Raw genomic sequence first — 17,109 nt, forward strand, 5'->3', positions numbered from 1 at the left:
ACAGATCTGTGCTTGTGAAGAGGACTGTAGACCCCTGCCGCCCCGGAAGCAAATATCTGTGCTTAGGCAGGTTCGGGGTGGTGGGCCGGCGAGAGACGCCGGGGCGGGGACCGCCCGCCGGAGGCAAAGCGCAGGCAAAGTACGATCGGTGCGCTCGCGTCCCCGACCCTGTCAGGAGTACCCCGGATGGTGTTCAAGCGGCTTCTCGGCGCCCTCGGCGTCGGTGGACCCACCGTCGACACAGTGCTGTCCACGCCGACCGTCCGGCCCGGCGGCACCGTGCACGGTCAGGTCGACCTGGTCGGCGGCGACCGCGACGCCGAGATCAACGGCATCACGCTGTGCCTGGCCGCCCGGGTCGAGGTCGAGCACGAGGACGGCGAGAGCCACACCGTCAGGGAGTTCGCCCGGGTGCACGTCTGCGGCCCGATGCGGCTGGCCGCCGGGGAGCGGCGCGCCGTCCCGTTCGCCTTCCCCGTGCCGTGGGAGACGCCGCTGACGGCGATCGGGGGCCACCACCTGGCGGGCATGGTGCTCGGGGTCCGCACCGACGTGGACATCGCGGGCCAGCTGGACCGGGGGGACACCGACCCGCTCGCCGTGGAGCCACTGCCGGTGCAGCAACGGGTACTTGAGGCGCTGGCGGCGCTCGGCTTCCACTTCCACCGGGCCGATCTGGAGGCCGGGCGGATCCACGGCACGGGCCAGACGCTGCCGTTCTACCAGGAGATCGAGTACAAGGCGGCGGCGCAGTTCGCCCGGCGCTGCAACGAGATCGAGCTGTCCTTCGTCACCGACCCGCACCGGGTCGAGGTGGTGCTGGAGTTCGACAAGCGCGGCATGTTCCACAGCGGCGACTCGGTGCGCACGTTCCTGTTGGACCACGCAGCCGGCCAACACGACCTGACCGGCACGGTGGACGGCTGGATCCGCGGCGTGCTGGGCCACTGACCGCACGCCGGACCGTCGACCCGGCAGCTCCGGCGCCCCGGCGCCGGCGTCCGCGCCGCCATGACGGGGTGAACGGTGAAGGCTCCCCCGGTACGACCGGAGGAGCCTTCAGCGGTTCTCAGTGCCCTTGGTCCTGCCTGTCCACCACCGGGTGCACGGGCACGGCGGTGTCCGCGCGGCGGGCGGCCGCACCCCCGTCGCGGCCGCCCGCTGCCCTCGGGCCGGTCGGAAACGACCGGGCCGAGGGCCGTCACGCGCGTCTCCCCGTGCGCACTACCGCTCGTAGACCATTTCGGGGAAGCGCGGCGACGGGCCGTCCAGGAGGTGGTCGTCCTGGCCGCGCAGCCAGCGGTCGAAGAACGACGCGACGTACGAGCGGGTGGCGAGCACCGCGCGGTCCGGGCGGACGTCGCCGACGTCCTCGGTCAGCTTCTCCCCGCTGATCGCGCCCTGGCGGGCGAGCTGGGGCAGCAGGGACTGCGCGTCGGTGTAGGAGCTGTGGCGGGAGCCGGTGAGGGTGACATCGGCGTGCCAGCCGGTGCTGTGCTGCCACAGGGCGTCCCAGCCGGGCTGCTGGTGGTAGCTGCCGGAGTCGGGGTTCTGGGTGCCCATGAGCAGGAAGGGACGGGTCAGGCCGTCCTCGGCGACGGTGGGCAGGTGGACTCCGGTGCCGTCCGGGCCGGGGAAGTGCAGCTGGCCGTCGAGGTTGACGCCGACCTTGAGGCGCGGATCGTCGTGCATGGTCTGGAGGGCCGTGGAGCCGCCTCCGGAGTGGCCGACCATGCCGATCCGGTCGAGGTCGAGGCTTGCGGCGAGGCCGGCCGGCAGCTGCTTGTCGTGGCGCAGCCCGGCGAGCCGGTCCAGGACGAAGCGGGTGTCGTCGACCCTGGTCTGCAGCGTCTTGCGCAGGAGGGCGCCGATGTCGAGGCCGGGTTGGGCCATCAGCGCGGGGAAGACGGAGGTGGCGAGGTCCCCGTCGGGGAAGGCGACCTCGGAGGCGTCGTAGGTGTGGTCGACGGTGACGACGACGTAGCCGCGCGAGGCGAGGTCCTCCACCAGGCCGGTGCCCCAGGTGCGCGGGTCGCCGAAGCCCGCCGAGTAGAGCACGACGGGTCGTTTGCCGCCGGGGAGGGCGGGCGCGTCGGCGCGGGCGTGGGTGCGGATGCCCGCCCAGTCGGTGCGGCCGGGTTCGAAGCCGTAGTCGCTCTGGGCGACGCTCCCCGCGCTGCCGAAGTGGTCGGCGGCTGCGGGGGCCATGTACGGCGCGCGGTCGTCGCCGGTGGCGGGCCGGGTGGTCGGGTACCAGAAGCTGATCATCAGTGTGCGGTGCTGCCCGGGCTTCCAGGGATCGTCCCGGGTGTTGTCCGTGAGCTGGAGGGACGTCGTGCCGACCGGGTACGGCCCGGTCGGCTGCGGCAGCCGGGCCCCGGCCTGCTGCTCGGTGCCCCGGCCCGATGTCGCCACCGCGCCCGGTGCGCCGGCCGCGCCCAGTGTCACCGTCGCCGCCAGCAGCACCGCCGCCACGACCCGTCCTCGCCTGTTCATCGCCGTTCCTCCTCGTGGGGTTCCGCCTTCGCTTTCACCACGGGCGACGGTACGGGCGAGGAGGAACGGAAACCGTCATACCGGAGTGCCAAGTCCTCCTGTAGCACTGCGGTATGACGGCGGAGTCCGGGCCCCGCCCAGCAGCTGATTCCTGCCTCTCGCCTGCTGCGGGGCCCGCGCGTCAGCGCGGGCATTCGGCGTCGGGCCTGGATCTGACGCTCCCTCAGGCAGCCTGAAGGGGCACGCGGGCGCCCTGGGCGGGGTTGTCCCCGGGCGGGTTGCCCCCGGCCGGGATTGCCCCTGGGCGGGCCCGCGGCCCCTCGGGTCGGCTACCGTGCGGCCGACGTGGCGGTGCCCAGGGCTGCGTCGACCGCGGCGAGTTGGACGCGGACGAGGGCGACGAGGCGGGCGGTGTTGGCCGGTGTGGCGTCGAAGCCGGCGATGGTCGCCCCGACGAGGTGGTTCCCGTCCAGGACGCCGATGCCGATGTGCGTCTCGCCTCCCATGGTGACCGTGCCGCCGGTGGTCGCCGTGCCGAGGCGTGGCGTGGTCAGCGGGGTGAAGCCTGGGACGGCGCGGCTTGCCCGGGCGGCCTGCCGGAAGGCGGCCGCTGCGGCGGAGGAGCTGTCGTAGACGTCGACGGAGAGCGTGACCTTCTTGGTTCCGGTCGGGTCGGCGAGCACGACGGCGATGGTGGCCGTGGGCCGACCGACGGCGGTGCTGTCCGGACCGATGCTGACGACCCGGGTGACCTCCGGGAACAGTCGTTGGACGGCCTTGAGCGCCAGTGCCGCGTTCACCGACGGTGACGTGCCCGGGCTCTGCACGCTGACGACCGGTGGCGGTGTCTGCGCCTGTGCCGGCGCCGCGCACACCCCGGCCGCCAGCGCACCGGCCGCCGCGAGCGACAGCACGGCGAGTGAACTCTTTCGCATGACCATCTCCCGTCCTTGCGGGTACTTCCCTGGCATCCCCCTCCGGCCAGTCTCCCCGCCCGACGCGCCCGTGGCGATGCGAGCGGCCACCGCTCCGCCCGTCGACCGGAAGCCCGGCCGTCCTGCGCGCCGGTGAGTCGTGACGTTCTGTGAAATCACCTTCGTCGGCTGCATGGTTGCGTGTCGAACCGTCAGGCGGGGGAGCGACTTTGCGGGCGAATGCGACTAGAATCGAGTCGGCCTCGGGTCCCTGTGTGCACCCGGGCCTCCAGGAACGGGACGGGTGGAGCCCGCGCCACGGCCGGTCGTCCGCTCTCACGCGGTAGCCGGCTGACGGGTTCCGCGCCGGTCGGCACTGCGGTTGCGACCGATCGCCGTTGCGGCCGATCCGCGCATCCCGCCGAATCACTCCTTGCAATCGAGTTGTTGATCATGCATCTCGGATTCGATCGATCCGACTACCCGGGCGACGCCGTCATGCAGTCCCTCTGGGACAACACCCCGCTGGCCTTCGCCGCCGCCTACCTCGCCCCGGCCCCGAGTCACCCCAACACCTCGTGGATGTCGGCCGTACCCACCCTGACCGGCATGGGCTGGGGCCTGGCCCCCGTCTTCGTCGGCCAGCAGGCCCCGGGCGGCCCGGGATCCCACGTGCTCACGGCGGCCCAGGGCACAGTGGACGCGCAGACCACCGAAAGCCTCGGCCAGACTGCCGGCCTGGCTCCCGGCGCGGTCGTCTACCTCGACGTCGAGATCGGGGGACGGCTCACCCCGGACCACCTCGCCTATGTCGCCGCCTGGGCCAACTCCGTTACTGCAGACACCAGTTACAACCCCGGCGTGTACTGCTCGTTCTCCCAGACCGCCGCTCAGATCACCGCCGAGGTGGGCACCATCCCGGTCTGGGTCTTCCACCCCGTCGACGCCGGGCCGAGCCAGATCGACCTCGCCACCGAGAACCCTCCCGACCCGGCCAACTCCGGCTTCGCCGGCGCACTCGTCTGGCAGTACCGGATGAGTCTCAGCGGATCCGTCAACCTCAACTGGACCGACTCCGCAACGCCCAAGCATCTCCAGCAGGTCGACCTCGACTCGGCCACCTGCCTGGACCCGTCCCACCCCGACCACACGGACCGGAAGGCCAGCCGCCGCCGCAAGCGGCAGCTCGAACACAGCGGACCGCGCCACGGCGCCCACTGAACCGGGGCCCGTCCTCCCGTCGGGACCGACGGTTCCGTGCCCGCCCGGACCGTACAGGTGCCCCGGGCCGTACAGGTGCCCCGGGCCGTACAGGTGCCCCGGGCCGTACAGGTGCCCCGGGCCGTACAGGCGAGAGGAACAGTTCCATGCCCGCGTTCGACATCGACATGTCCAATCCGTTCCCCTCGGGCTGCACCGGCGGCCTCGGTGGCCCCAACACGGGCGACCACCAACCGCCGCACTGGTACATCCAGTTCGGCATGGACCTGGCGGCGCCCGGCGGAACGGACGTCTACGCCGCCTTCGACGCTCACATCACCAAGTACAAGCCGCACGACCCTGCCCAGGACACGCCGAAGGTGTACGGTGCCGAGCTGTTCATGCGGGCACCGAACGATCTGATGGGCGGCTTCTACACCCACCTCACCGCTGTTCCGTCCGATCTGGCGGTCGGATCCTCGATCAGCAGAGGCGACTACCTGGGCACGGTCTACGAGGTCACCTCGACCGCGGCGCACCTCCACCTGGCGCTCGTCGAGATCATCAACGGCACCTACCAGGGCGTGGACCTGTACCAGCTCTTCCTGGACACCAGGAACACCGACGAGGTCACCACCGTGACCTTCATGCAGGACGGCACGCCCCCGACGCACAAGTGAACGTCCCGACGTCCTCGCCCGGCCCGACCCCAGCGGCGGCGGCAGCAGCACGGCAGCAGCAGCGGCGGCAGCAGTGGCCGACTACATCATCGACGGCTGCAGACCGGGCAGCAGCCAGTCCTGGAAGGGCGCCAGCACAGCCATCCCCAGGAAGACGACGCCGGCCACCCGGGCGAGCTGCGGCCCCCGGTACCAGAGCTTCTCCAGGAAGATCAGCACCGCCAGTCCCGCCATCGCCGCGATGTTCATGACGCCCAGCGGGATCAGCGCGATCATCAGCGCCCAGCAGCAGCCGACGCAGTACGCGCCGTGGTGCAGCCCCACCCGCAGGTCGCGCATCCGCGGCCGGTACGAGGCGTAGTGCAACAGCTGGCCGATCGGACTGCGGCAGTGCCGCAGGCAGACGTTCTTGAGCGGACCCAGCTGGTACAGGCCGGCCAGGGCGAAGGCGGCCGCGCCGATCCACTTCCCCGCGTCCGGATCCCGGTCGACCAGGTCGCCGGTGACGGCGAGCGCACCGTAGGCGACCAGGCCGAACACCGTCCAGGCGATCAGATAGCCGGCGATGAACTCGGTGGTGCGGAGCGCCCTGGTGGCGCCGCTGGACTGCCGGGCGATCCCCTTGGCCCAGGTCACCGCGACGGGTGCGACGGAGGGCAGCATCATCGCGGCCATCATCGCCAGCCACAGCACCAGGAACAGCGGCAGCGCCATCCCCATCGTGCCGGGCCCGATGCCCATGTCCAGGGCCTGGCCCACGGTGAGCACCCAGGCCAGGACGGCGATGAGGACGATGAGTGACCAGGCGACGGCGAGCTCCCGGGCCGGCAGCAGCACCCCCGGCCGCAACGGATGGTCGTTGGTGATCGGCCGCTGAATCGTACGCATGACGCACTCCCTCGGACCCTTCCAGCACAGCACGGATCCCGCCCCCGCGACACTCCCGCCGCCGGCCACCGCGGCCGGCGGCCGGGCCGCCCACGGACTCCGGCCGCCCGAGGGCCTCACCATCCGGCGCCCGGCGCCCCGGCGGGCGCCGGGCGAGCTGCGGTCGGCTAGCCGTCCGTGACCTCGATGACGACCTTGCCGCGCCGGTGTTCCTTCTCCAGCGCCTCGTACGCGGCGCGGGTCTGCGCGAGGGGAACGACCCGGTCGACCTGGGGGCGCAGCCGTCCGCTCGTGATCAACTCGCTGATGGAGTCGAGCCCGTCGCGGTCCGGCTCGACGACGAAGAAAACGCCGTGCGTGGCAGGGTCCCGGGCCGCGCCGGGGTCGGGCGGTTCGACGATGCCGACCAGGACACCGCCGGGGCGCAGCACGGCCCAGGACCGGGTCTGGGTGTCGCCGCCCACCGTGTCGAGGACGACGTCCACGTCGGCCACATGGTCCTCGAACCGGCCGTCCCGGTAGTCGATGACGTTGCGGGCGCCGAGGCCGGCCACGAAGTCGGCGTCGCGGGCCGAGGCGGTCGCGGTGACCCGGGCGCCCAGGGCGGCCGCGATCTGGACGGCGAAGGAGCCGACGCCTCCGGCGCCGCCGTGGACGAGGACGTGCCGGCCCGGCTCAAGGTGGGCGTGGTCGACCAGCGCCTGCCAGGCCGTGAGCGCCGCCAGGGGGACGGCTGCCGCGCTGCGGTGGTCCAGGCGGGCCGGTTTGGCGGCGAGGATCCGGGCCGGCACGGCGACGAACTCGGCGGCGGCCCCGTCCTGCAGGAACGGGATGAGTCCGTACACCTCGGCGCCCAGGGCCGGGGCCGTGACACCGGTTCCGTGCCCGACCACGACACCGGACACCTCGTGCGCGGGGATGATGGGCGTCCGGTCCCGCCCGGAACCGTCGAAGCTGTCGGTCCAGGTGGCGTCCCAGGTGAGCTCGCCCGCGGTGACCGAGGCGGCTCGGACCGCGACGACGACCTCACCGGGCCCCGGTTCGGGACGCGGCGCGCTCTCGTGGACCAGCTGCTCGGGGCCGCCGCGCCGGTGGGCGCGTACCGCGCGCATCGTGCTCATCGTGCTCATCGTGCTCATCGGGCCATCGCCCTCGCTTCCGTGGCACGGGCGGGGCCGTTCCGAAGGCCCGCGCCGCCAGGACCAGCATCACAGGCAGCACCGCCGCCCGGCATCGGCCGTTCCAGGGATCTTCGGCGAACCTGCCACCGCGGATCGCCCGGCGGGCCGGCCCGGACCTCCTGCCAGGACCGCACTACCCCGGGCTGCCCGGTGGCAGGCGCTGCGTGATCCGGTCGAGCAGGTCCGTCAGCGGCACGCTGACGTCCCGGCCGAACTCGGACAGCCCGTAAGTGACCTGGGGCGGCGTGGTCGGCTCCACCTCCCGCCGGAGCAGGCCGTCCTGGACCAGCGCGCGCAGGGTCTGGGTGAGCATCTTCTCGCTGATGCCCCGGATGCCGTCGCGCAGTTCGTGGAACCGAAGGTCGTTGCTCCGCAGGGAGATCAGCACCCACACCCCCCACTTGCTGGTCACGTGGTCGACCATGCCGCGCGCGGGGCAGTCGGTGTGAAACACCTCATACCGCTCGCCCGCCCCGGCCTGCTTCAGCTGCGCACCTTCCCTCATGTTCGGAGCTTACCTTTCGGTACGTTCTTACGAAAAGTAAGCCCGACCCCTAGCGTCAGCTGCCTCAGCACACAACCGACGAGGAGCTGAACATGATCGTGGTGACCGGGGCTACCGGAAACGTGGGCCGGCCTCTGACGCAGGCCCTGGCCGAGGCCGGCGAGCAGGTGACGGCGGTGTCGCGGCACGCGGTGCCGATGCCGGACGGCGTCCGGCACGTGGCGGCCGACCTGGCCGACCCGACGAGCCTGACACCCGCGCTGGACGGGGCGCGGGCGCTGTTCCTGCTGCTGTCCGGCGACCTGCACGCCCCCGGAGCCAGGCCGGCCGACATCGTCGCCCTGGCCGCGGCCCGCGGGGTCCGCCGGATCGTCCTGCTGTCCTCACAGGGCGTGGCGACCAGGCCGCTCGGCCCGTCGCGGGTCGCGATGCGCACGGTGGAGGACGCGTTGCGGGACTCCGGCCCGGACTGGACCGTCCTGCGACCGGGCGGCTTCGCCTCCAACGCCCTGGCCTGGGCCGAGTCCGTCCGCACGCACGGGACGGTCGCCGCGCCCTTCGGCGACGTCGGGGTGCCGGTCATCGACCCGGCGGACATCGCCGCGGTCGCGGCGGCCAGCCTGCTGGACGAGCGGCACACCGGCGGGGTGTACGAGCTGACCGGGCCGAAGGTGATCACGCCGCGTCAGCAGGCGGAGGCGATCGCCGCCGCACTCGGCTCCCCCGTACGGTTCCACGAACTCACCCGCGGCGAGGCCAAGGCCATGATGACCCGGCACGTACCGGCGGAACTCGCCGACGACACCCTGGACATCATCTCCGCCCCGAACCCGGCCGAACTGCGGATCAGCCCGGACGCGGAACGAGTCCTCGGCCGCGCCCCGCGCCCCTTCGACGACTGGGTCGCCCGCAACATCGCCGCGTTCCGCTGAGGCGCAGCACCACCGCACCACCCCGGCAGCCTCGTGCGACTGCGGCCGCACGAGGCTGCCGGCCGGGTGCGCCCGCGTGGGAGGCCACTACTCGACGTCCGCCGGCACCGCCTCCGAACCCGGGCAGCAGACGGTGTCCTCATCGGCGATCGCCTCAAGGCAGCCCCCGCAGAGCCACGCCGTCTCGGGTTCCACGGGCCCGGACACGGTCACCTCGTTGTCACGCACCATCAGCTGCCAGGTGTCCCAGGGCTCCTCGCCCTGCGCGTCGATCACCCCGTCGAGCACGTGGTCGAAGGTGAACTCCTCGAACCCGGACTCGCCTTGGGCATGGGCGCCGGGCTTCAGGAAGTGGTCGACCAGGTAGCGCATCCACTCGGCGGAGGCGTAGAACTTCTCCTGCCGGTTCCATTCGATCGCGGCCCCGTCATCGGTGGGTTCCCAACTGCACCACAGGCCGGGCTGGCCCGCCGGGGGCGTGTTGAACTCGCGGATGTCCGCATCATGGCCCTGTCCCGCGTAGCCGGTGCCGTCGACGAAGTAGGGACCGTTGTCACGGTCCATGCGCCTGGTGCCGGCGAACCTCCGCAGGTAGCCGATCTCCTGTTCGTTGAGCGGCGGTTCCACCGCGATCCGACCGGTGAACTCCGTGGTGTATCCCATGCCCGGCAGGGTATCCACGCCGTCCGACACCGCAGGCCCCACGCCGGAGCGGCGGGAGCGGCTTGCCCGGGACTTCGACGTCGAGTCCCCGGACTTCGTGTCCTGGATCGAATCGCTCCGTCCTGACACGATCCGCTGACGAACGGGCCCGTCCCTGCTGCTCGGTGCGTTTCACGGCGTCGGAGTGCGGCGCCCGTCAGAACGGGGCCTTCTGGGTGGGCTCGCCCACCTCGGCCCAGGGGTCCTCCTGCTCGCGCTGCTCGGCCGCCTCCCGTTTCCGCCGCTCGGCCGCTTCCCGGTCTTCGGCGATCGTGGGTATGGAGGCCAGGGCCTCGGCGGGGCGGCCCTGTCTGATCAGCATCTCGGCCAGGTCGAGGTCGGCCAGGTAGTGGGTGGAGGAGCGGAGGAGCGCGAGGGCTTCCTCCGGCCGGCCGTCCCGCTCCAGCAGCCGCGCCAGCTCGGTGTCCCACTCGCCGGGCTCCCGCTCGTTGAGGGCGGCGGCCTCCGCGATGCCCTCCGCGCAACGGCCCGCCTCGCCCAGCAGCCACAGCCGCAGGCCGAGCACCTGGTCCGGGTGTCCCTCGGCCCACGCACCGGTGAGCCCGTCCAGGAGGTCGAGCGCCCGGCCGGGGCGGCCGTCGTCGACCAGCAGGTCCAGCGCCCAGTGGAGGAGGTTCCCGCAGTCGTAGTAGTCGTACGTGGACCGGCCGGTCTCGACGGCTTCGTCGATCCTTCCGCGGCGGACGAGGAGGCCCATCAGCGCGGCGCGGTCCTTCGAGTGGTCGTGGGCCTCGATGCGTCCGCGCAGCAGGGCCTCGGCCTCGGGTGCCCTCCCCGCGTCCTCCAGGGCCTTCGCGTACACGGCGAAGGCGGCGTAGGGCTCGGTGGCGGCGAGGGATCCCAGCTCCTCGATCAGGCCCTGCCGGGCGAGGAGTTTCGCGTAGTACTCGGGGAAGTTGACGGGGTGGCGTCGGCCCGAGGCCGTCTCGGTGCGCAGGACTTCGACGGCCTCCTCCGCTCGACCCGAGCGTTCCAGGACCCGGGCGATCATGATCAGCACGTGCCACCGGTCCGTCCCGTCGGCCGGGCACGACCGACCGCAGTCCTCACACGCCGCGTCCACCGAACGCTCCATGTGCTCCGCCACCTGCGTGAGGACCTCCAGGACCCGGCCGTCACGGCCCTGTTCCTCGGTCAGGTCGACCAGGCGCGTCCGGAGCCAGTACTCCCCGAGATGCGGCGTGATCACGTCGATGGCCTCGTCGGCCCGCCCGGCCTTGACCAGCAACTCCGCGTAGCGCGCGCAGACGTGGCCGTCTCCCGGCTCGGCCACATCCGGGCGCACCATCGCGAGCGCCTCGTCGCCCCGGCCCTGCCGGATCATGATCTCGGCAGTGGCCCACTCGGCGGCCCGCCAGCCGACGTCCGTGAACGGCTCCAACAGTGCCAGCGCGCGCTCGAACTCCGCGGCCGCGCACAGCTCCCGCGCCGCCGCCTGCGCGCAGTTCCAGTCACCACGCTCCTGCGCCGCCCGGATCAGCAGGTCCGACTGCCCCAGGTCGAGGAAGGTCTGCACCATCCGCGGCGAGACGCCGCCGTGGTTGCGCGCCTGCCACACAAGATCGTCGACGTTCATGCGGGCATCCTACGAACCGCCACCGACAAGTCACCCCGGGCCGTCCCGGGCCGCCGGCCGCCGGCCGAGCCGGGGCCGGGCGGTCAGTCCCCCTGGGACCAGGCGGCGGTCGGCATCGACAGGTAGACGCCGAAGTCGACGAGTCCGGTCGCGGCGCGCAGTTGCGCGTGGAGCGTGTCCACGCGCTCCTGGCGGTCGGCTTCCCTGTCCGCGGTCCACTTCGACTTGATCTCGATCACCACCGGCAGGCCGCTGCGGTCCAGCGGGCTCAGCGCCCGGAAGCGGATCTCGACGTCCCCGGGCTGCAGATCGCCGTCGTACGGCTCCTCGGGGCACTCCACGGCCAGGGAGACCAGGTGCGGCAGCACGGAGCCCAGCTCGCGCAGGAGGGTCTCGGGCACCGTGGGCGCGTAGGTCACTTCGACGAGCGGCATGCTCCGCACCCTAACCTCCGCGTCGGGCTGCTGTCAGGGGCGGCTGCGGTGCTGTCAGGGGCGGCGGTGCTGTCAGGGGCGGTAGCGGTCAACGCCGAGGACGGCCTTCAGCGTTCGCGCGGTGGCCCGCGGGAAGGCGGTGTTCCCGTTGTGGCCGCCGGGGAGGACCACCGGCTCCGTGCCCAGCAGCTCGGCCAGCGCCAGCGCGCAGCGGTAGGTGTGCACCGTCGGCCGGGTCGTCTCGCCGGTCGCCGGGACGATCCGGGTGGCGCCGGCGGTCGCCGCGGTGCGGGCGATCTCCGCCGGTCCGAAGCCGTCCGTGGTGACGGCGGTGAACTCCGTGGCGATGAAGAACCCGAAGTTGGCCAGCCGGCGGGGCGTCATGGGCTGCGGGGTGAGGCCGTCCTCGGCCGGGTCGTGCGCCGGGTCGATCCCGAGGTGGCGGGCGATCGCCGGGAAGGCGGCCGCCATGCCGCCCTCGGCGTGGACCTTCTGGATGTGCAGCAGTTCTCCGGTGTGTTCGGCCCGTTCGCCGGCCGGCAGCAGGTTCGGTGCGACGGGCTCGTGGGCGATGAGGGTGTCCAGTGCGCCCGGGTGGCGGGCGGCGACCTGGAGGCCGATCGCCGCGCCCATGCTGAACCCGGCCATCAGGGCCGGCTCGTCGGTGACCTCGGCGAGCAGCCGGGCGACGTCGTCGGCGTGGTCGGCCATGGTGACGGGGGCGGCCGGGTCGTCGAGGACGCTGCGGGACAGGCCCCTGCGGTCGTAGGTGACCACGGTGAAGGTGTCGGCCAGATGCGGGACGAGGTCGACGGTGCGGTCCGCGTCGCCCTCTCCGCTCTGCGCGAGCAGCAGCACCGGCCCGCGGCCCTCGACCTGGTAGTGGAGCGTGGCACCCGGGACGGCGAGCGTGCGGGCGGCGGCAGGTGCGGTCGGCTCGGTGGTCATGGCGTGTTCCCCCTCGGTCGGTTTGCCGGCGGCGTTTCCCGCCCGGCACTGCGACCGTATCGCATCGAAACAGATGCATCAAGATAGATACATCTCACTCAATACATCTGCTTCGATACGTCGATGTACTCTTGCGGGCATGAACGGAGTAGAGCTGTTCCTGCTGGGCCGCACCCTCATGAAGATCGGCGAACAGGCGATACCCCGACCGGACCGGTCGGAGCAGCCGGATCAGTCAGACCCGTCGGAGACGGGCGCGCGCGGCTCGGTCCGCTCGGTCCTGGTCACCCTGGGCGACGTCGTCGCGCATCCCGGGACGACCGTCGGGGAGATCACCGCCCGCACCGGCCTGCCGCAGAGTCAGGTCTCCACCGCCGTCGCCCGCCTGGTCGAGACGGGCTCCGTCACCACCGAACCCGACCCGGCCGACCGCCGCCGCCGGCTCGTCCACCCGGCCGCGCACCCGTCCGCCCGAGTCGCGGAGGTCCGCGCCACCACCATCGACGACGCCCTCACCGCGGCCCTCACCACCCCCGACGGCACCGCCCCCGACCCCAAGCTGTTCCACGAGGTGGCGACCGCCCTCGACACCCTGGCCCGCCACCTCACCCCCGCCGCCGCCCGCTCCCGCTGACCCGGACGGCCGGGCCGGGACGACGGCCGGGCCGGGGACGGGGTCCGGGCCGGGGTCCGGCAGGACCATGGGGTGCGGTGATTCCGCCGGCGCTGCCGATGGCCACTCGACCCGTGCGCCTGGTCGGTGAGATCGCCGCCCGGCTGCGCCCCGGCTGCTCGTCCTGGCCGGTGCTGTCGCGGGCCCCGGGATCTACCGCCGTGATGAATCCCCGGCGTCCGGTCCTGCCCCGCTCGGCGGCTTGTCCGGGCTCGTTCCGGCCGCCTCCGGCCCGACCAACCCGCGCCCTGGCCACCGCCTGGACGACGCTGCGCCGCTCGGCACGTGCGTGCGTCTCTCGTCCTTGATCACGTGCTGTGCCCGTGCGCGCCGGCGTCGGCCTGTGGCTCGTCTTTGGAACCGGCGTGGCACGGGAAGAGTCCCCATGGGTAGCGGATGTTTGTCTGACGCCAAGTCAAGGAGTCCTGGATGTCCGGTAGTTCAAGATCCGGCGGGCTGATCGATACGACACTCGCGGTCGGCGGCGCGGCGGCCACTGCAGTGATCGAAACAACGATCCTGGCCGTTGTCGGGCTCGCACGGCTCCTGATAGAGATCGGGCAGCTGATCGCAAAACTGGTGGAGTGGCGGAGGAACAGGTAGGCCAGGACATCCGAGTCGGAGCCACGCCGGGTCTGGCGGCGAATCCCCCAGGCGCTCGCGCGGTGGTGACCGACCAGGCCACCTGGCCGGCGAATGGACACCCTGGTGACCAGGTGACCTTGGCGGCGTAGCCGGTGAACAGCGGGTCGGTGCCGACGAAGTCGAAGCCCGCGAGCGCGCGCACCGCGCTGCGCCCGCCGTCGCAGCCCACCAGCCAGCGCCCGCGGTACTCCTGTCCGCCGGCAGTGGCGGTCGCACCGTCGTCGTCCTGCGTCACGGCGGTGACGGGAACACCCCGGACGATCTCCACGCCGAGCGAGGCGGCCCGCCGGGCGAGCACCGTCGAGACGGCTTCCAGGCTCGTCATGAACCCTTCCGTCGCCGGGCCGGGCAGCCGGAAGGGCAGAGCGGACGCGTCGATGCCACCCGCGTCCAGGCCCATGCCCGCGAAGTGGGACACGCTGCGGGGAGCGGGCGGTCCACTCGCGTCGGGGTCCGCACCGACCGCCTTCCCGTCGACGCCGGAGGCCTCCGTCATCGCTTCGAGCAGGCCGCGGCGGTGGAGCGTCTCGGCCGAGCCGGCGTTCAGGCCGCGCAGGCCGAGCGGGAGTGCCTTCAGCGGCGAGGTGGGTTCCCGGTCCCGTTCGATGATCAGGACCGAGCAGCCGGACAGGGCCAGTTCGCCGGCCAGGAACAGGCCGACCGGGCCGGCGCCCGCGATCACTGTGTCGTGCATGAGCAATCTCCCTTCGGAGAAGTCCAGTTGGCCGCCCGACCCAACCCAGCCAGCCCGGTTCGACCCAGCCCGACTCGACCCCGCCCGGCCCGGCCTGGCCCTGTGGAGCGGGGTCAGCGCAGACGGGTGAGGCCGTCGAGGACGACGGCGATGCCGGTGAGGAACTGCTCGCGGTCGTCGCGCTCCCTCATCTGGCCCGCGATGGCGTGCATGAACGGGTGGGACTCGGCGTCGAGGCCCTGCCACGCCTGCGAGGCGGCGTCGAAGAACTCCTCGCGGTCTACCCCCGGGTCGATGCCCGAAGTGTCCCCTTCGACGCGGGCGTTCTGGCTGATCGCGCCGAGGATGTAGTGCACGAGCGTCGAGGCGGCGTAGAGCACCGAGCCAACTTGGAGCAACGTTCCACTCTGGGAGCGGCGCACCTTGGGGCCACAAGCTCACACGGGTGGCCACGGCTTCAACGGGTGGCCACCCGTGGAGCCGAAACCTCACGCCTCGGGCGGCGCCTCGTCCTCCCGGCGCTGCCGCCGGCGGTAGTTGCGCATGGATACCTGGGAGCCGCAGCCGGTACTGCAGTAGAGCCCTGCCCCGTTGCGGGTGCGGTCGAAGAAACCGAAATGGCACGGGGGGTTGCGGCACGCCTTGATGCGCCCCCAGTCGCCGGTCTGCGCGAACGTCGTCACCGCGGCCAGTACGGTCCCGAACACCCTCGGCACCCCCGCCTGCGGCGATGCCAGCTCGACACCGCCGGCCGTGACCAACGTCGCCAGCGGGTAGAGCGCACCGGCGCGGCGCAGGTGTTGCTCGGCGTGCCGGAGCGGCTCGCCCTGGCTCTCCTCATCGCCGGAGTGCGCGAGCAGCAGGGTCACCAGGGCGTCACGCAGCTCGCGTGCGGCCGCGGCATCGGCGTCGGTCGCCACGGTCTCGCCGCCGAACTCGTCGCGCTCCGCGAGCCACGCCGCGAACGAGCGCCCGTCGCCGAACAGTTCTCGCCGTCCGCCTCCGTCCGCGCGCGTGTTCACGAACGCGAGCACGGTCTCCACTTCCGGCATGACGGTGCGCGGGCTGGGTTTCGCAGATCCGGCTGCAGCACTGCTCATCACGCCATCGTACCTCAGCAAGGCGAGGCACTAAGCCGCCTAACAGGCAACGCAGAGCGCCACCCCGGTTGACTCGTTATGAGCTAACCGCTTACGGTCGCAACATGAACGGAACACCGAACCAGCAGAACAGCCCCCGCACCTGGCTCATCACCGGCGCGACGTCCGGTATCGGCCGCGAACTGACCCTCCTGGCGCTGGAGAACGGCGACGTCGTCTCGGCACTCGCCCGCGACACCGCTCCCCTGGACGAACTGACCGAGGCGCACGGCGACCGCCTGCTCCTCATCCCTGCGGACGTGCGGGACGAGCAGGCCGTCCGGGAAGCGGTGGAGCGCACGCTCTCGCACTTCGGCCGCATCGACGTGGTCGCCAACAACGCCGGCTACGGACTCTTCGGAGCCGTCGAGGAAGCCTCCGACACGCAGGCCCGCGCCGTGTTCGACACCAACGTCTTTGGCGTGCTCAACGTGCTCCGCGCGACCCTTCCGGTCCTCCGCGCCCAGCGATCCGGACACATCCTCCAGGGCTCGTCCGTCTACGGGCAGTCCGCCCACCCCGGCGTAGGACTGCTGGCCGCGACCAAGTACGCGGTCGAGGGACTGTCGGACGCCCTGGTGGCCGAGGTCGCACCGCTCGGCATCAAGGTCACGATCATCCAGCCCGGAATGACCGCCACCCCCTTCCTGGCCAACCTCGACGTCGCCGCCGGCCTCGACGACTACGACCGGACCGTCCGCGAGGTCCAGAAGGGCATCGGAGAACTGCCCGCAGACGCGTTCTCCTCCGCCGCCCGGATCGCCGAAGGCATCCGAGCCGCGGTCGACAGCCCCAACCCCCCGCTGCGCCTGGCCCTCGGCACCTCCAGCGCCACCGGCATGCGCACCGCGCTGGAGGCCCGCACCGCGGACCTGGACGACTGGAACGGCGTGACCGTCGCCGTCGACAGGTAGCCGCAGGTCCCGCAGGGGGCCTCGGCGCCGACGGCCGAGGCCCCCGCGGCGCCACGGCGACGCGGTCCGCCCACCCGGGGGGGTGAAGGTCGGCCCCGACGGCCGACGTCGTGCCGCGACGGATGCCATCCGGACGCCTGCTCCGGTGCGCCGGCGGGTGGCCCTGTGGAACGATGCCGGGATGCCGACCACCGATGAATGGGACTGCATCCGCCGGGGCCTCCGCTTCGGGCAGCGCTTCCAGGGGACGGTGACCCTCGTTCCGAACCCGGGCGCCATCGGCGTCTTCGTCGACATCGGCCTCCCGGTCGGCGGCTTCGTGGACTGCCGGCTGCTGCCGGCGGAAGCCGACCGCTGGCCGGCCGTGGGGACGGTCACGGAGTTCGAGCTGTGGTGGGCGGACGAGCGGCAGCAGGTCCGCCTCAAGGCGGTGGATCCGCAGTTCGTGACCGGTGACTTCGACGAGTACCTGGCGAAGTGGCGGCCGGGCTGGCCCGACGAACGCGGCCGGGCGGTCCCGTAGCGAGCGTTCCGGAGCCCGGCCGTGACCGTGACCGTGACCGTACG

19 protein-coding genes are annotated in these 17,109 nt (G+C 72.4%); 7 read left to right on the plus strand and 12 right to left on the minus strand.

Features of this window, described 5'->3' with window-relative positions:
• Positions 1-186 precede the first annotated feature (186 nt).
• Entirely contained in the window at positions 187-951 is a 765-nt protein-coding gene (locus tag ACIRST_RS09235; protein ID WP_402801086.1) for a sporulation protein, read from the plus strand.
• 273 nt (positions 952-1,224) lie between these two features.
• Here the strand turns inward: ACIRST_RS09235 and ACIRST_RS09240 are convergent, their stop codons facing one another.
• Positions 1,225-2,496 (minus strand): alpha/beta hydrolase family protein, encoded by a 1,272-nt coding sequence (locus ACIRST_RS09240; protein ID WP_402801089.1) that lies wholly within the window; start codon positions 2,494-2,496, stop codon positions 1,225-1,227.
• A gap of 329 nt (positions 2,497-2,825) precedes the next feature.
• On the minus strand, positions 2,826-3,431 hold the full coding sequence (locus ACIRST_RS09245; RefSeq protein ID WP_402801092.1) for a hypothetical protein: 606 nt from the start codon (positions 3,429-3,431) through the stop codon (positions 2,826-2,828).
• A gap of 432 nt (positions 3,432-3,863) precedes the next feature.
• Between ACIRST_RS09245 and ACIRST_RS09250 the strand changes: the two genes are divergently transcribed.
• The gene (locus ACIRST_RS09250; protein ID WP_402801094.1) at positions 3,864-4,631 is read left to right on the plus strand and encodes a glycoside hydrolase domain-containing protein; all 768 of its coding nucleotides are present in this window, start codon (positions 3,864-3,866) and stop codon (positions 4,629-4,631) included.
• 146 nt (positions 4,632-4,777) lie between these two features.
• On the plus strand, positions 4,778-5,290 hold the full coding sequence (locus ACIRST_RS09255) for a peptidoglycan DD-metalloendopeptidase family protein (protein ID WP_402801097.1): 513 nt from the start codon (positions 4,778-4,780) through the stop codon (positions 5,288-5,290).
• A gap of 81 nt (positions 5,291-5,371) precedes the next feature.
• Here the strand turns inward: ACIRST_RS09255 and ACIRST_RS09260 are convergent, their stop codons facing one another.
• The 3 genes from ACIRST_RS09260 to ACIRST_RS09270 all read right to left on the minus strand — a co-directional run bounded on the left by ACIRST_RS09260 (position 5,372) and on the right by ACIRST_RS09270 (position 7,864).
• Positions 5,372-6,178, minus strand: a complete 807-nt coding sequence (locus tag ACIRST_RS09260) for a DUF2182 domain-containing protein (RefSeq protein ID WP_350522365.1) — start codon at positions 6,176-6,178, stop codon at positions 5,372-5,374.
• 167 nt (positions 6,179-6,345) lie between these two features.
• Positions 6,346-7,299 (minus strand): NADP-dependent oxidoreductase, encoded by a 954-nt coding sequence (locus ACIRST_RS09265; protein WP_402801098.1) that lies wholly within the window; start codon positions 7,297-7,299, stop codon positions 6,346-6,348.
• 193 nt (positions 7,300-7,492) lie between these two features.
• Positions 7,493-7,864: a winged helix-turn-helix transcriptional regulator gene (locus tag ACIRST_RS09270; protein WP_402801101.1), complete on the minus strand. Its 372-nt coding sequence runs from the start codon at positions 7,862-7,864 to the stop codon at positions 7,493-7,495.
• A 92-nt stretch (positions 7,865-7,956) separates the two neighbouring features.
• On the opposite strand from ACIRST_RS09270, the gene ACIRST_RS09275 reads away from it, so the two are divergent.
• The gene (locus ACIRST_RS09275) at positions 7,957-8,796 is read left to right on the plus strand and encodes an SDR family oxidoreductase (protein ID WP_402801103.1); all 840 of its coding nucleotides are present in this window, start codon (positions 7,957-7,959) and stop codon (positions 8,794-8,796) included.
• Positions 8,797-8,883: 87 nt separating this feature from the next.
• On the opposite strand, the gene ACIRST_RS09280 is transcribed toward ACIRST_RS09275, so the two are convergent.
• From ACIRST_RS09280 to ACIRST_RS09295, 4 genes are all read right to left on the minus strand, one after another.
• Positions 8,884-9,459, minus strand: a complete 576-nt coding sequence (locus ACIRST_RS09280; RefSeq protein WP_402801105.1) for a hypothetical protein — start codon at positions 9,457-9,459, stop codon at positions 8,884-8,886.
• Positions 9,460-9,655: 196 nt separating this feature from the next.
• A complete protein-coding gene (locus ACIRST_RS09285; protein ID WP_402801108.1) occupies positions 9,656-11,095 on the minus strand; it encodes a hypothetical protein in 1,440 nt (479 codons plus the stop codon).
• A gap of 83 nt (positions 11,096-11,178) precedes the next feature.
• Complete coding sequence (locus ACIRST_RS09290; RefSeq protein ID WP_350522371.1) at positions 11,179-11,529, minus strand: hypothetical protein; 351 nt, start codon at positions 11,527-11,529, stop codon at positions 11,179-11,181.
• A gap of 72 nt (positions 11,530-11,601) precedes the next feature.
• Positions 11,602-12,477: an alpha/beta fold hydrolase gene (locus ACIRST_RS09295; RefSeq protein ID WP_402801111.1), complete on the minus strand. Its 876-nt coding sequence runs from the start codon at positions 12,475-12,477 to the stop codon at positions 11,602-11,604.
• A gap of 139 nt (positions 12,478-12,616) precedes the next feature.
• Between ACIRST_RS09295 and ACIRST_RS09300 the strand changes: the two genes are divergently transcribed.
• Entirely contained in the window at positions 12,617-13,111 is a 495-nt protein-coding gene (locus tag ACIRST_RS09300) for a MarR family transcriptional regulator (RefSeq protein ID WP_402801113.1), read from the plus strand.
• Between the two features lie 454 nt (positions 13,112-13,565).
• On the opposite strand, the gene ACIRST_RS09305 is transcribed toward ACIRST_RS09300, so the two are convergent.
• The 3 genes from ACIRST_RS09305 to ACIRST_RS09315 form a co-directional block, all read right to left on the minus strand.
• Positions 13,566-14,489 (minus strand): FAD-dependent monooxygenase, encoded by a 924-nt coding sequence (locus tag ACIRST_RS09305; RefSeq protein WP_402801115.1) that lies wholly within the window; start codon positions 14,487-14,489, stop codon positions 13,566-13,568.
• Between the two features lie 113 nt (positions 14,490-14,602).
• Positions 14,603-14,887 carry a hypothetical protein gene (locus tag ACIRST_RS09310; RefSeq protein WP_402801118.1) on the minus strand — a complete coding sequence of 95 codons (285 nt, stop codon included), beginning with the start codon at positions 14,885-14,887 and terminating at the stop codon, positions 14,603-14,605.
• Positions 14,888-14,977: 90 nt separating this feature from the next.
• Positions 14,978-15,589 (minus strand): CGNR zinc finger domain-containing protein, encoded by a 612-nt coding sequence (locus ACIRST_RS09315; RefSeq protein WP_402801119.1) that lies wholly within the window; start codon positions 15,587-15,589, stop codon positions 14,978-14,980.
• Between the two features lie 104 nt (positions 15,590-15,693).
• Here ACIRST_RS09315 and ACIRST_RS09320 point away from each other — a divergent pair, with 104 nt between their 5' ends.
• A complete protein-coding gene (locus ACIRST_RS09320) occupies positions 15,694-16,542 on the plus strand; it encodes an SDR family NAD(P)-dependent oxidoreductase (protein ID WP_402801121.1) in 849 nt (282 codons plus the stop codon).
• Positions 16,543-16,723: 181 nt separating this feature from the next.
• The gene (locus tag ACIRST_RS09325; RefSeq protein ID WP_402801123.1) at positions 16,724-17,065 is read left to right on the plus strand and encodes a hypothetical protein; all 342 of its coding nucleotides are present in this window, start codon (positions 16,724-16,726) and stop codon (positions 17,063-17,065) included.
• Positions 17,066-17,109 lie beyond the last annotated feature (44 nt).

The sequence above is a fragment of the Kitasatospora sp. NPDC101447 genome (assembly GCF_044767225.1).
Lineage (GTDB): Bacteria > Actinomycetota > Actinomycetes > Streptomycetales > Streptomycetaceae > Kitasatospora.

Coding starts and splice junctions, on each gene's coding strand:
- ACIRST_RS09235 (WP_402801086.1), top strand. CDS start 187: ATGGTGTTCAAGCGGCTTCTCGGCGCCCTCGGCGTCGGTGGACCCACC.
- ACIRST_RS09240 (WP_402801089.1), bottom strand. CDS start 2,496: ATGAACAGGCGAGGACGGGTCGTGGCGGCGGTGCTGCTGGCGGCGACG.
- ACIRST_RS09245 (WP_402801092.1), bottom strand. CDS start 3,431: ATGCGAAAGAGTTCACTCGCCGTGCTGTCGCTCGCGGCGGCCGGTGCG.
- ACIRST_RS09250 (WP_402801094.1), top strand. CDS start 3,864: ATGCATCTCGGATTCGATCGATCCGACTACCCGGGCGACGCCGTCATG.
- ACIRST_RS09255 (WP_402801097.1), top strand. CDS start 4,778: ATGCCCGCGTTCGACATCGACATGTCCAATCCGTTCCCCTCGGGCTGC.
- ACIRST_RS09260 (WP_350522365.1), bottom strand. CDS start 6,178: ATGCGTACGATTCAGCGGCCGATCACCAACGACCATCCGTTGCGGCCG.
- ACIRST_RS09265 (WP_402801098.1), bottom strand. CDS start 7,299: ATGAGCACGATGCGCGCGGTACGCGCCCACCGGCGCGGCGGCCCCGAG.
- ACIRST_RS09270 (WP_402801101.1), bottom strand. CDS start 7,864: ATGAGGGAAGGTGCGCAGCTGAAGCAGGCCGGGGCGGGCGAGCGGTAT.
- ACIRST_RS09275 (WP_402801103.1), top strand. CDS start 7,957: ATGATCGTGGTGACCGGGGCTACCGGAAACGTGGGCCGGCCTCTGACG.
- ACIRST_RS09280 (WP_402801105.1), bottom strand. CDS start 9,459: ATGGGATACACCACGGAGTTCACCGGTCGGATCGCGGTGGAACCGCCG.
- ACIRST_RS09285 (WP_402801108.1), bottom strand. CDS start 11,095: ATGAACGTCGACGATCTTGTGTGGCAGGCGCGCAACCACGGCGGCGTC.
- ACIRST_RS09290 (WP_350522371.1), bottom strand. CDS start 11,529: ATGCCGCTCGTCGAAGTGACCTACGCGCCCACGGTGCCCGAGACCCTC.
- ACIRST_RS09295 (WP_402801111.1), bottom strand. CDS start 12,477: ATGACCACCGAGCCGACCGCACCTGCCGCCGCCCGCACGCTCGCCGTC.
- ACIRST_RS09300 (WP_402801113.1), top strand. CDS start 12,617: ATGAACGGAGTAGAGCTGTTCCTGCTGGGCCGCACCCTCATGAAGATC.
- ACIRST_RS09305 (WP_402801115.1), bottom strand. CDS start 14,489: ATGCACGACACAGTGATCGCGGGCGCCGGCCCGGTCGGCCTGTTCCTG.
- ACIRST_RS09315 (WP_402801119.1), bottom strand. CDS start 15,589: ATGAGCAGTGCTGCAGCCGGATCTGCGAAACCCAGCCCGCGCACCGTC.
- ACIRST_RS09320 (WP_402801121.1), top strand. CDS start 15,694: ATGAACGGAACACCGAACCAGCAGAACAGCCCCCGCACCTGGCTCATC.
- ACIRST_RS09325 (WP_402801123.1), top strand. CDS start 16,724: ATGCCGACCACCGATGAATGGGACTGCATCCGCCGGGGCCTCCGCTTC.